The organism is Myxococcus sp. CA056 (assembly GCF_013336715.1).
GTDB lineage: Bacteria > Myxococcota > Myxococcia > Myxococcales > Myxococcaceae > Myxococcus > Myxococcus llanfairpwllgwyngyllgogerychwyrndrobwllllantysiliogogogochensis.
In genome coordinates this window covers 112,233-126,087 of record NZ_JABUMT010000005.1, presented here as the reverse complement: position 1 = coordinate 126,087, position 13,855 = coordinate 112,233, and the positions used below count along the sequence as shown (strand labels likewise).

The window sequence follows — 13,855 nt, the reverse complement described above, 5'->3', positions numbered from 1 at the left end:
TCCTCGTCGGCTCTCCCATCGCCAACCGCACCCGTCCTCAGCTCGAATCCCTCATCGGATTCTTCGTCAACACTCTCCCTCTCCCCGCTCGCCTCTCCGGCAACCCTTCCTTCCTCGACGTCCTCCTCCGCACTCGCGACTCCTGCCTTGGTGCCTACTCCCACCAGGAGCTTCCCTTCGAGAAGCTCGTCGAGGAACTCCACGTCCAGCGCTCCCTGAGCCATGGCCCTCTCGTCCAGGTCATGTTCGCTCTCCAGAACGCGCCCGGTGCACCGCCGTCCTTCCCGGGGCTCAGCGTCGAACACGTCGAACTCCATCCCCACACTTCCAAGTTCGACCTCACGCTCTCTTTGGAGGAGTCGCCGGATGGCCTTCACGGCGTTTTCGAGTTCGCCACCGCGCTCTTCGCGCCAGCCACCGTCGCGCGCATGGCGGACCACCTTCGCAGGCTGATGGAGCAGGTCGTCCGGACTCCGCACGTCTCCATCCACTCACTGGACCTGCTCTCCACCGACGAGCGTCGCCAGTGGCTCGTCGAATGGAACGACACCGGCCGGCCGTATCCGGCCCACTCGTCCATCGTCGAATGCTTCGCCACCCAGGCCGCGCTGCGTCCCGACACCATCGCCGTGCAGTACGGCTCCGACTCGCTCTCGTACGGCGAGCTGGATGCTCGCTCGAACCAGCTCGCTCGCATCCTTCGTGCTCACGGAATTGGCAGGGCGCGTCCTCAGGTCGGGGTCTGCCTGCCTCGCTCTCCCGAGCTGATTGTCACGCTGCTCGCCATCCTCAAGGCGGGCGGCGCCTACGTCCCGCTCGACCCGGATTACCCCTCCGAGCGTCTCGACTTCATGGCTCGCGACGCACAAGTCGTCGCCGTCATCACTCACGAGTCGCTCAGAGAGAGCGTGCCTTCGGGTGATTGGCGACTCCTGTGTCTTGACCTGCTTCGCGAAGCGCTGAGTGCGAGCAGCAAGGCGCCGTTGGAGTGTGACCTCGGTCCAGATGACCTGGCGCACATCCTCTACACCTCGGGTTCGACGGGTAGACCCAAGGGTGTCTGCATCCCCCACCGAGGCGTCCTCCGCCTCGTCCTCAACTCCAATGACGTTCAACTCGGGCCCGACGACCGCGTCGCCCAGGCCGCCACCGTCGCCTTCGACGCCTCCACCTTCGAAATCTGGGGCGCCCTCCTCAATGGCGCCGCCCTCGTCATCCTCGACAAGGATGACGTCATCGACCCGGCTGTCCTCGCCCGTCGTCTCCGCGACGAGCGCATCTCCGCCCTCGTCCTCACCACTTCTCTCTTCAACCTCGTCTCCCGCTCCGAGCCTTCCGCCTTCTCTCGCCTCCGCTTCGTCCTCATCGGCGGTGAGAACGCGGACCCCTCCTGCATCAACCGCGTCCTCTCCTCCGGGCCTCCTCAGCGACTGGTCAACGGCTACGGCCCCACCGAAAACACCACCGCCAGCACCTGGCACCCCACCCTCTGCCACCAGGAACTCTCCGTCCCCATCGGCAGGCCCATCGCCAACAGCACCGCCTATGTGCTCGACGTGCATTTGCAGCCCGTGCCCATGGGCGTCACAGGGGAACTCTTCGTCGGAGGCGATGGCCTCGCCTGGGGCTACTGGAACAAGCCCGACCTCACCGCCGAGCGCTTCATTCCCCATCCCTTCAGCGAGGCTCCCGGCGCTCGCCTCTACCGCACCGGTGACCTCGTCCGGCTTCGCACTGACGGTGCTCTCGACTTCATCGGCCGCCGCGACAACCAGGTGAAGCTGCGTGGCTTCCGCATCGAGCTGGGTGAAGTCGAGTCCGCCATCCGGGCTCACCCCGACGTGCGCGACGCCGTCGTACTCGTGCGGGAGGACTCGCCGGGTGACAAGCGACTGGTCGCCTACGTCGCGACGGAGCTCGCCGGCTCCGTGTTGCGCGAGCACCTGGGGAAACAACTTCCCAGCCACATGGTGCCTTCGACGGTCATCGTCCTCGCCGAGCTGCCCCTCACGCCCAACGGGAAGATCGACCACCGCGCACTCCCCGCACCCGAGGCGAATCGCGTCGACGGTGAGGCGTTCGTCGCTCCACGCACGGAGCTGGAGTCGCAGCTCGCAGTCATCTGGGCAGTGGTGCTTCAGCTCGACAAGGTCAGCGTCACCGCGACCTTCTTCGACCTCGGTGGGCATTCATTGCTCGCCACGCAGATCATCTCGCGGAGCCAGGAACGTCTCGGTGTTCCGCTGGCCGTGCGGATGCTCTTCGAAGCACCGACCATCGAGTCCTTCGCACAGGCCGTGGATCAGCGCCTCCAATCAGCGCAGACGGTTCAGAACACCTCGCTCATTTCGACGGTGAGCAGGGATGCACCGCTGCCGCTCTCCTTCGCGCAGGAGCGCCTCTGGTTCCTCAACCAGTTCCATGAGCAGCAGGCCGTCTACAACATGCCCTTCGCGCTTCGGCTGGAGGGTGCTCTCGACGTCGCCGCCCTCCACGACAGCCTCCGCACGCTCGTCCTTCGTCACGAGTCCCTCCGCACTCGCTTCCCAGGCGATGGCGAGCCTTCCCAACGCATCTCCGACGCTCCCGACTTCGACTGGGGACTCATCGACCTCTCGTCCTCTCCCAACCCCGACGACGAAGTCCTTCGCCTCCTCCAGCTCGATGCCGAAGCGCCCTTCAACCTCGCCCTCGGTCCTCTCTTCCGCGCGCATCTCTTCCTCCTCGCGCCTCAGCGGCATCTGCTGCTGCTCAACCTCCACCACATCATCTCCGACGGCTGGTCCTTCGGCGTCCTCTACCAGGAGCTCTCCGCCGAGTACCTCGCTCGACTCCAGGGTGTGGCCTCCTCCCTCGCCCCTCTCTCCATCCAGTACGCCGACTTCTCCTCCTGGCAGCGTCACTGGCTCTCCGGCGACACCCTCTCCTCTCAGCTCTCCTTCTGGACTCGCCTCCTCGACGGCGTCCCTCACGTCCTCTCTCTGCCCACTGACTTCCCTCGCCCCTCTCTTCAATCCTTCGAGGGCTCCACTCACCGCTTCTCCCTTCCCCTCCACCTTCGCGACTCCCTCGACGCCCTCTCCCGTCTCCACGGTGCCACCCTCTTCATGGCACTGCTCTCCTCCTTCCAACTCCTCCTCTCCCGCTACTCCGGCCAGCTCGACTTCCTCGTCGGCTCCCCCATCGCCAACCGCACCCGTCCTCAGCTCGAATCCCTCATCGGCTTCTTCGTCAACACCCTCCCTCTCCCTGCTCGCCTCTCCGGCAACCCTTCCTTCCTCGACGTCCTCCTCCGCACTCGCGACTCCTGCCTCGGTGCCTACTCCCACCAGGAGCTTCCCTTCGAGAAGCTCGTCGAGGAACTCCACGTCCAGCGCTCCCTGAGCCATGGCCCTCTCGTCCAGGTCATGTTCGCTCTCCAGAACGCGCCGGCTGGACAGCTTCAGCTCCCGGGACTCGTGGTCGATACCCTGGAGTTGCACCCGCGCACGTCGAAGTTCGATCTCACCCTGTCGTTGGAAGAGACGCCTCACGGACTCAACGGTGTCTTCGAGTTCGCCACCGCGCTCTTCACACCCGCGACCATCTCGCGCATGGCGGACCATCTCCGCGGCTTGATGGAGCAGGTCGTCCGGACTCCGCACGCCTCCATCCACTCCCTGGAGCTGCTCTCAACCGACGAGCGTCGCCAGTGGCTCGTCGAATGGAACGACACCGGCCGGCCGTATCCGGCCCATTCGTCCATCGTCGAGCGATTCGCCACCCAGGCCGCGCTGCGTCCCGACGCCATCGCCGTGCAGCACGGCTCCGACTCGCTCTCGTATGGCGAACTCGACATGCGCTCCACTCGACTCGCGCGCATCCTCCGTGCGCAGGGGGTCGACAGAGCACGTCCCCAGGTCGGAGTCTGCCTGCCCCGCTCTCCCGAGTTGATCGTCACGCTGCTCGCCATACTCAAGGCAGGCGGCGCCTACGTCCCGCTCGACCCTGACTACCCTTCCGAGCGCCTCGACTTCATGGCTCGCGACTCACAGGTCCAGCGCATCGTCACGCAGACCTCGCTGTCCGTGCGCGTTCCCCACGGTGACATCGAGCCGCTGTGCATCGATGCCCTGCCACCTGTCTCCGATGACGAGCTTCCTCGGCTCACTCACGACATGGGGCCCGACGATCTCGCTTACGTCACCTACACCTCGGGCTCGACGGGTCGCCCCAAGGGTGTCTGCATTCCCCACCGCGCCGTCCTTCGACTCGTCCTCGACTCCGACTACGTCCAGCTCGGACATGATGACCGCGTCGCCCAGGCCGCCACTGTCGCCTTCGACGCCTCTACCTTCGAAATCTGGGGCGCCCTCCTCAACGGCTCCTCCCTCGTCATCCTCGACAAGGATGACGTCATCGACCCCTCCATCCTCTCCCGCCGTCTCCTCGACGAGCGCATCTCCGCCCTCTTCCTCACCACCGCTCTCTTCAACCTCGTCTCGCGCTCCGAGCCCTCCGCCTTCTCCCGTCTCCGCTTCCTCCTCTTCGGCGGCGAGAACGCGGACACCTCCTGCGTCAACCGCGTCCTCTCTCTCGGGCCTCCTCAGCGTCTCCTCCACGTCTACGGCCCTACCGAGAACACCACCTTCAGCTCCTGGCACCCTGTCCTCCTCCACCACGAGCTCTCCGTTCCCATCGGCAGGCCCATCGCCAACAGCACCGCCTATGTGCTCGACGTGCATTTGCGGCCTGTCCCCACGGGCGTCACCGGGGAACTCTTCGTCGGTGGCGATGGCCTCGCCTGGGGCTACTGGGACAGGGCCGACCTCACCGCCGAACGATTCATCCCCCATCCCTTCAGCTCGGCTCCCGGCGCGCGCCTCTACCGCACCGGTGACCTCGTCCGCCTTCGCCACGACGGCGCTCTCGACTTCATCGGTCGCCGCGACAACCAGGTGAAGCTGCGCGGCTTCCGCATCGAGCTTGGCGAAGTCGAGTCCGCGCTCCGCTCACACCCCGACGTGCGCGATGCCATCGTCCTTGTGCGCGAAGACACGCCGGGAGACAGGCGCCTTGTCGGCTACGTCGCGACAGAGTTGGAGCTGACGTCCACGGTTCTTCGCACCTTCCTCCAGGGGACCCTCCCTTCGCACATGGTCCCCTCCGACTTCGTGGTCCTCCCGTCACTCCCGCTCACGGCGAACGGCAAGGTCGACCACCGTGCGCTTCCCCGACCCTCCGCTGCCGGGGATGACTCGAATGCACGCGTGGCGCCGCGCACGCCGCTGGAGGAGGACATCGCATCCCTGTGGGCGCAGGTCCTCGGCCGCGAGTCCATCAGCGTGACGGCGAGCTTCTTCGACCTGGGTGGACACTCGCTGCTCGCCGCACAGCTCGTCGCGAAGCTGTCCGAGCGCTTCGGCTTCAAGGTCCCGCTCCAGGTCCTCTTCCAGAGTCCCACCGTGGCGGCGCTCGCCTCCTGGGTTCAAGACAAGCTGACGCCCGGTGAACTCGACACCGCGCCCGCGCTTCCCGACGGTATCGTCTTGCTCCAACGCGGACGCGACGACCTCCCGCCACTCCTGTGCATGCACCCGATTGGCGGAACCGTCTTCTGCTACCAGGACCTCGTGCGCGCGCTCGGTCCGGAGCGCTCCGTCTACGGCTTCCAGGCCCCGGGCGTGAATGGCGAATGCGAGCCACTGCAGACCATCGAGCAGCTCGCCTCCGTCCACCTGAACGCCCTGCTCCAACTGCGTCCGCGCCCGCCGTACTACCTCGTGGGCCTGTCGATGGGCGGCACCATCGTCTACGAGATGGCGCAGACCCTGCGGCGTCTGGGAGTCCCACCCTCGCTGCTCGTGTTCCTCGACACGCCAGGGCCAGGTCAGCTCCCCAAGCGCTTCGAGGACGACGCGGAGCTGCTCGCCGCCACGTTCGGTGACTCGTCGGAGGCGCTCATCTCCCTCCTGCGCGGACTGGACCCGCAGGCCCAGATGCTCGAGGTGCTGCGACGCGCCCGCGACGGCGCCGTGGTACCCGACTCGTTCTCCCTCGTGGACCTCCAGGTCTTCCTCTCCGTCTGGAAGGCCCATATGCGCGCGCTGTTCAGCTACGAGCCGTCGCCCACCGAGGGCACCGCCATCTACCTGCGCGCCCAGGAGTACGTCCCGCCACACCCTCGACACCCCGAGCGGCCGTGGCAGGAACTCGTCAAAGGCGGACTGGAACTCATCGGCGTCCCCGGCAATCACCAGACGATGATTGAACCGCCCCAGGTCACCGTGATGGCCCGGCACCTGAACGACTTCATGCGGCGAATCGAAGAAGCGGTCCTTCCGAAATCCACGGGGACTTGAGCGCCCCCCTCGCGAGTCAACTCACCCGTTTACCCCTCCCTCGTCCCGTGCGAACAATCGCCCATGCCCAACTGGAAGCACCTGCAGAAGCTCAACAATGGCGAGGCCATCTGGTACTCCGACCCCCAGCTTTCACTGAAGGGCGAGGTCTGGCTCTACTCTGCGGGTGGTGAGCTGCGGGTCTGGAGCGACGGAACCCTCTCCAAGAATCAGCCCGAGGCGTTGAAGCTCAGCTCGCCCGTGCAGGCGCGATTCACGCTCTTCAAGCCCATGTCGTTGCTCTTCGTCGACGTGGAAGTACGAGGAGCCCAGGCCGTGGTCCGACGCGGCACCATCAACGGCGCCTTCAACGTCTCGCTCCTCGACGCAACGACGGGCGAAGCCCTGGTGGCCCGCTATCGCACGCTCGGATTCCGCGACGCCAACCCGTGGAACGCGACGAAGAAGCGCGTGGTCATTCGCGAATACATCCAGGGCGACTCCACGTTCTGGGCCATGAAGGTCGATGGGCCTGTCATCATGGACGGCTACGACAAGGAGACCGCCACCGAGAGCCACGAGGCGGCCATCGAGCGGGCGGAGAAGCGCATCCGCGCCAAGGAGAAGGTCGGCTTCGTCCTGCGGACCATCGACCTCCGCGATGCCTCGCATCCCAATCCGGAACCGAAGGCACCCAAGGGCGCGCCGAAGAAGCCCTCCGCGCCCAAGGGCCCGTCGTTCACGAAGCCCAAGAACGCCTACGAGGCCGTCGACACGGCCATCGCGATGCTGAAGGACCTCCACGACCGCTACCCCAAGGCGCACTTCGTCGCGGAGCACCTCGACGTGAAGAAGGAGCCCGAGCGCATGGACTCCCTCGACCAGCAGCTGTCCATCTTCAAGCGCCAGTACAAGCACCGCATCGGGAGCTGGGAGGGAGCGAAGGCGCTCAAGCCCCTGAAGAAGGAGTCGAGCTGGGACTACTTCCAGCGCGTGTACGGCACTGTCACGTGGATCGTGGACAACGCCATGGACCGCGGCCTGCCCACGTTTCCCTGCGGCAACGTCACGGGCGGCGGTTGGAGCTGCCTGGAGATCGCCGACGACGTGTACGACATCGACGGGCTCGTCGAGGCCACCGAGAACAAGGACCTGGAGAACCTCTTCGTGTTCCACGGCGGGTGGCACGTCGGCCGGTCCTTCGCCTTCGACCAGCGCACGACGTCACCCACGGGCGAGCACGCCGTCATTTCCTTCGACGAGGGCATCCAGGACCTCCCCAAGAAGACCCCGGCGGGTCGAATCCAGCCCTTCGGGCTCTGGCTTCACAAGCATGTGACCCGGCTGATCCACATCGCCGAGGAAAACCTGCGCGAAGGGCTCTGAGCTTCACGGGCCTGAAGCCGACAAGAGACGGTGGGCGCAAGCGAGGCGCCCACCAGGAGTCCAGAGCGGGGGCCTGCCTGCTCCCCGGGTATCCGGACACCCAAATCGCCAGGAAAGACGGGAAGTTGAGGGACCGGCCAAGCGCGTGTTACGACCGCTCCCGGCCATTCTCCTCCTCTCAGAACTGGCCCCCGGAGCCGGCCTTCCATGAGCGAGCGCAACGACATCCCGCGACCCCCAGTCACGGTCGCCCCTCCTCCGCCTTCAGGGGCGCCCGCGAAGTCCGGCCCCAGCGCCACCGAAGTGCTGACGCAGTCCGTGCAGGCCGCGCCCCAGGCGACGCCCGCGCCCAGTGCGGAAGACGAGGCCCGCGAGCGCATCGCCTCGCTGGAGCGCGAGGCACGGACGCTGAGCACCACGGATGGTCCCGCGGCCGCCCAGCTCTTCCATGAGGTGGGCCTGCTCTGGGAGGAGCCGCTCAAGAACCCCCGCAACGCGGCGGTCGCCTTCCAGAACGCTTACAAGCTGGCGCCCCGGTACCTGGTCAACATCCGCGCCGCGCGGCGACTCTTCGCGGACGTGGGCAACTGGCAGATGGTCATCCAGCTGCTCGACGCGGAGCTGGCCGCCACCGAGGACGTGCGCCACCAGGCCGCGCTCCTGTTCGAGAAGGGCATCGTCCTCCAGGAGCGGCTGTCTCGCGACGACGAGGCCAGCGCCTGCCTGCGCCAGTGCCTGGAGCGGCGGCCCACGGACGTCGTCGTGCTCACGCAGCTCGAGTCCGTCTACGCCGCGCGCAACGACGCCGCCGCGCTGGTGGAAGTCTACCGGTTGCTCGCCGCCACCATGCAGCAGCCGTCGCTGCGCGCGCACTACCTGACCTCCGCGGGCCTGCTGCTCGACGAGCGCCTCAAGCAGCGCGAGCCCGCCGCCGCTCTGCTGCGCGAGGCCTTCGCGCTGGACCGCTCGGATCCGCTGCTGCTCGCCGCGCTCAAGCATGTGGCCGAGCGAGAGGGACGCACCGAGGAGCTGCTCGCGGCGCTGACCGCCGAGGCCACGGCGCTGGGCTCCCAGGCCGCGCCCGCCTATCTGCAGATCGCCAAGGTGCATGAGCGCCTGGGCCAGAAGGAAGAGGCCCTGGCGGCGCTGCTGGACGCACGCCACGCCGCGCCCCATGAGCCGCTGGTGCTCAGCGAGCTGGCCGGCATCTACGAAACGCAGGGCCGCTACGAGGAGCTGGCGGACGTGCTGCTGGCGCGCGTGGGTTCGCTCAACGACGAGAGCGAGCTGGTGGCCACCAACCTGCGCCTGGCCGCGCTGTACGAGGAGGTCCTCAAGCGCGAGGTGGACGCGGCGGCGCGATATCAGGCCATCGTCGCGCGCATCCCCGGCCACGCGGCGGCGCTCGCGGGTCTGGGCAAGCTGAACTACCGGATGCAGAACTGGGAGGGTCTGGTCGCCGTCTTCGACGCGGAGGTCGCCGCCGCCGAGGACGCCAAGCAGAAGGCCGCGCGCATGTACAAGGCCGCGGAGATCCTCGAGGAGCGGCTGGGTCGGCAGGAAGACGCCATCTCCCGCTACAACTCCTGCCTCCAGTTGCAGCCCGGCTACCTCCCCGCGCAGAAGGCGCTCACCCGCCTCTACGAGCGCCAGGGTCGCTTCGCGGAGCTGGTGGCGATGTTCGAGCAGGACCTGCTCCAGACGTCGGACAGGGATCAGCTCATCACCACGCTCAACAAGATGGCGGGCGTGTACGAGGACCGGCTGGGAGACCTGGACCACGCCATCGAGTGCATGAAGCGCATCCTCGACCTGGCGTCGGACCACCTGCCCACCATCCGCAACCTGGCGCGGCTGTACGAGCGCGCGGGCCGCTACCGGGAGCTGCTGGAGACGCATGACCTGGAGGCGTCGCTCGCGGGCGACACCAAGCAGGTGCTGTCGCTCCTGCACCGCAACGCGGAGATCCTCGACGAGAACCTGAAGGACCGCCCGGGCGCCATCTCCGCCTACGAGCGCGTGCTGGCGCTGTCCCCGTCGTACCTGCCCGCGCTCAAGGCGCTGGGCCGGCTGTACGCGCAGGATGGCCGCTGGGCGAAGCTGGTGGACATGTACCGGGCGGAGTCGGAGAGCTCACCCTCCACCGACCAGGCCGCGGCGCTCATCTACAAGATTGGCGAGCTGTACGAGCAGCGGCTGTCCCAGGAGAACGAGGCCATTGCGTCGTACCAGGAGGCGCTGATGCTGGCGCCCAGCTACTTCCCGGCGCTGCGCGCGCTGGCCCGCATCTACCGGGCGCAGGGCGCGTGGGAGAACCTGGTGGAGATGCTGCGCGAGGAGGCCGCCAACCGCACCGACCCGCTGGAGCGCGCCAACGCGCTCTTCCAGGCCGCCGCCATCTGGGAGGACGCCCTCAAGCGGCCCGAGCTGGCCATCGAGACGTACCAGGAAGTGCTGCGCCTGACGCCGGGACACGCCGCCACGCTGCGCGCCCTGGAGCGCCTGTTCCTCGCGCAGGACAACGTGAAGGAGCTGGTGTCCATCCTGGACCGCGAGACGCAGGTGGGCGGCACGCCCACGGCCAAGGTGACGGCCTACCTGAAGCTGGCGCGGCTGTACCTGGACCGCTTCCAGGAGCCCTCGCGCGCGGCGCTGTGCTGCGAAGCGGTGCTCGGCCTGGACGCGGGCAACCTCACCGCCCTCACCCTGCTGGAGCGCATTCGCGCGTCGGACCGGCCGCGCCGCGCGGAGCTGCGTCAGCGCATCGCCGAGCGCGTGAATGATCCACGCCTGGCCACCGCGCTGCGGCTGTCCGCCGCGGTGGACCTGGACAAGGGCCCCGCCGAGGGCACGCTGGAGGCGTACAAGCGCGCCTTCGAGGCGGACCCTGGCGACGCGCGGCTGGCCTTCGCGCTGGAGCGCTCGCTCAAGCTCGCCGGTGACGTGTCGGGCCTGGCCCGGCTCTACACGCTGCGACTGGCGCACGCGCGCGACGCGGAAGAGGCGCTGGAGATGCTCCTGCGCACGGCGGAGCTGGCGGAGATCCGCTTCGGCGACCTGGAGCGCGCGGCGGCCCTCTACAAGCAGGCGCTGGAGCTGCATCCGCAGTGCCTCCCGGCGCTGCAGGGCACGCGGCGCGTGGCGATGCGGCGCGGAGACGCGGCCGAGGCCCGGGCCGCGCTGGAGACGGAGGCCCGACTCAGCAAGGACCCGCGCGGCGCCATCGATGCGTTCATCGGCGCGGCGCGGCTGGCGTCGTTCGTCCAGAAGGACACCGACGGCGCGGCGGCCCTCTACAAGCAGGCGCTCGAGAGAGATCCGCTGCACCCGGCCGCGCAGGCGGGCCTGGAGGAGCTGCTCGCCCACCGTGGAGGCTCCGCGGACCTGGCCGCGCTGCACGAGCGGCGCGCCGACGCGAAGCTGGCGCAGAAGGACCACACCGCGGCGGCCACGGGCTTCGTGAGCGCGGCGCGACTGCACCACGCGGCCCTGGGAGACCGGACGCGCGCGGTGGCGCTGCTGGAGAAGGCCCTGGCCGCGCAGCCGGGCCACATCGAGGCGCTGGAGCTGCGCGGCTCGCTGCTCCTGGAGGCACAGCAGTACGCGGAGGCCGCGGCCATGCTGAGCCAGCGCGTGCAGCAGGGCGGAGACGCCCGGACGCTCGCGCCCTTCCACCTCACGCTGGGTTCGCTGTACCAGACGCACCTGAATGATCCAGGCCGCGCGTCCTCGCACCTGATGACGGTGCTCTCCGCGCAGCCGCGCCATCTGGAGGCGCTGGAGCGACTGGCCACGCTGCATGCCCACGGCCGCAACTGGTCGGGCGCGGTGGACTGCCTGCACAAGCTGCTCCAGCAGGAGCTGCCCGCCGAGTCGCGCGCGCGCTTCACGCTGGAGCTGGCGCGCACGTATGACGAAGGCCTGGGCGACGCGGGCGCGGCCACGCCGCTGTATCGCCGCGCGCTGGAGCTGACGCCGGGAGACCCGACGCTGGTGGACCGGCTGGTGACGCTGTACGAGCGCGCGCGCAACCTGCCAGAGCTGGCGCAGTTGCTGGAGGCACAGGCGCAGACGACGGCGGCCACCGACCCGAAGCGCGCGGCGGCGCTGCGGATCCGCGTGGCGGAGCTGTTCGCCGGCCCGCTGTCCGAGCCCGCGCGCGCCACCGCGCTGTACCGGCAGGTGGTGGAAGGCGACGGCACCAACCTCACGGCGCGCACCGCGCTGGCGGGCCTGTATGCACGGGACACTTCGTCCGTGCCGCTCGCCGTCGAGGAGCACCGGCAGATCCTCCGCCAGGACCCGACGCGGGTGGACAGCCTGCACGCGCTGTTCAAGCTGTGGGAGGGCCTGAAGCAGCTCGACAAGGCCTTCTGCGTGGCGTCCGTGCTCCAGTTCCTGCGCTCCACGAACGAGGCGGAGCTGGCCTTCTACACGGAGGGCCGCACCCGGCTGGCGCAGGAGGTTCGCGAGGGGCTCACGTCGACGGACGTGGACTCCATGCTGCTGCACCCGGGCGTCCGGGGGCCGCTGCTGGAGGTGCTGCGCGCCATGGGCGATCAGCTCGAGAAGGTCTACCCCCCGAGCTTCGACATCGTCGGCGTCAACCCCAAGACGGACAAGCTCAAGACGGACAGCGCCGTCTACAAGGCCATCCGCACCGTCGCGCAGGTGTTCGGCGTGGAGGAGTTCGACGCATACCAGGCGCGGCGCGGCCTCACGGTGCTGGAGACCACCGAGCCGTTGTCGGTGTGCATTGGCCAGGACGTGGTGCGGCGCTTCAACGCGCGCGAGCAGAAGTTCCTCCTGGGCCGCGCGGCGCTGGGCCTGTTGAACAAGGCGGCGGTGCTGGAGAAGCTGTCGCAGGGCGAGACGGCGGAGCTGTTCGGCAGCGCCATCCGCATCCACGCGCAGCAGTTCTCCGCGCTCGGCCGTCGCAACGACGAGACGGTGAAGCAACTGCGCAAGGCCTTCTCGCGCAAGGCCATCAAGGCGCTGGAAGGGCCGGCGATGGCCCTGGGCGACGTGCAGAAGCTGGAACTGGCGCCGTGGCTGGACGCGCTGGACTACTCGGCGGACCGCGCCGGTCTGCTCATCGCCGGCGACGTGTCCGTGGGCCTGGGCATGGTGCTGCGCGAGGACCCGAACTTCGCGGGCGCCCGGCTGGACACTCCGGAGCCCATGATTCAGGCCGTGCGCGAGGGTGAGCGGCTGCGCACCCTGCTCGCCTGGTCCTTCACCGACGACTTCTTCCGGCTGCGTCAGCGGCTGGGACTGTCGCTGTAGTCGAGGCGCACGGCGGGAGGGCTGCTACTCCCGCCGCAGCACCGCGCCCTCGGGGAGCCCGCCGATGATTCGCGCGACGGCTTCCTCCACGGGACCACCCTCCGCGGCCTCCACGGTGATCTTCACCCGGTAGTCCTTCCCCGGGTCGAACTCCGGATACGAGCCGATGGCCACGTGCGGCATGTTCAGCGCCACGTTATCCAGGACGGCGGCGATGTCGCTCTCGCCCAGTCGCAGGTACAGGCAACTGAGCACCACGGGGGTGCCGCTCAGCCGCGCCAGCACCGTCTCCAATTGCATCCGGAAGAGCTGGGGAACGCCGGGCAGGAGGAACACGTCCCCCACCGTCAGCACGGGGTACCAGGTGCCCGCCTGCGGCAGCAGCACCGCTCCCTCCGGGGCGTCCGCCAGCCGCATCCCCTCCGGCGTCACCTTGCCATCGGGCGCTCGCGCCTCGATGAGGGACACCATCTCCGGAAGCCGCACCACGGGCTTGCCCAGGGCCAGCGCCACCGCCCGCACCGTGACGTCGTCGTGTGTGGGGCCAATGCCGCCGCTGGTGAACACGTAGCGGGCCCGCTGACGCGCCCGGTTCATCGCATCGACGATGGCGTCCACGTCGTCCAGGATGGTTTCCACCGAGCGCAGGACGATGCCCACCTCGCGCAGCCTCTTGATGAGGTGCGGGCCGTTCTGGTCCTGGACCTTCGCCGTCAGGACCTCGTTGCCGATGATGATTGCCGCCGCGCCAGTGCGCTCCATAGGAAGGGCGGACTGTAGCGCAACGGCCGGGGAGTCCGCCGCGCGAGTCACGAGGATCCGTCGTCGCGTCAGAATTCCGAGGCGCGGCAGACCCCCTCCGG

General features: G+C 68.4%; 4 protein-coding genes. 3 read left to right on the top strand and 1 reads right to left on the bottom strand.

What is annotated here, in order from left to right; translation table 11 throughout:
* Positions 1–17: 17 nt before the first annotated feature.
* The 3 genes from HUA76_RS22805 to HUA76_RS22790 all read left to right on the top strand — a co-directional run bounded on the left by HUA76_RS22805 (position 18) and on the right by HUA76_RS22790 (position 12,992).
* Positions 18–6,341: an amino acid adenylation domain-containing protein gene (locus HUA76_RS22805; protein ID WP_371823518.1), complete on the top strand. Its 6,324-nt coding sequence runs from the start codon at positions 18–20 to the stop codon at positions 6,339–6,341.
* A 63-nt stretch (positions 6,342–6,404) separates the two neighbouring features.
* Positions 6,405–7,706 (top strand): hypothetical protein, encoded by a 1,302-nt coding sequence (locus tag HUA76_RS45480; RefSeq protein WP_254614409.1) that lies wholly within the window; start codon positions 6,405–6,407, stop codon positions 7,704–7,706.
* Between the two features lie 207 nt (positions 7,707–7,913).
* Complete coding sequence (locus HUA76_RS22790) at positions 7,914–12,992, top strand: tetratricopeptide repeat protein (protein ID WP_174462057.1); 5,079 nt, start codon at positions 7,914–7,916, stop codon at positions 12,990–12,992.
* A gap of 24 nt (positions 12,993–13,016) precedes the next feature.
* Here HUA76_RS22790 and HUA76_RS22785 read toward each other — a convergent pair whose 3' ends face one another.
* Complete coding sequence (locus HUA76_RS22785) at positions 13,017–13,754, bottom strand: molybdopterin-binding protein (RefSeq protein WP_174462056.1); 738 nt, start codon at positions 13,752–13,754, stop codon at positions 13,017–13,019.
* Positions 13,755–13,855: the final 101 nt, after the last annotated feature.

Bases quoted from the DNA above. Each gene is read 5' to 3' on its own strand.
- HUA76_RS22785 (WP_174462056.1), bottom strand. From the start codon at position 13,754: ATGGAGCGCACTGGCGCGGCGGCAATCATCATCGGCAACGAGGTCCTG.
- HUA76_RS22790 (WP_174462057.1), top strand. From the start codon at position 7,914: ATGAGCGAGCGCAACGACATCCCGCGACCCCCAGTCACGGTCGCCCCT.
- HUA76_RS45480 (WP_254614409.1), top strand. From the start codon at position 6,405: ATGCCCAACTGGAAGCACCTGCAGAAGCTCAACAATGGCGAGGCCATC.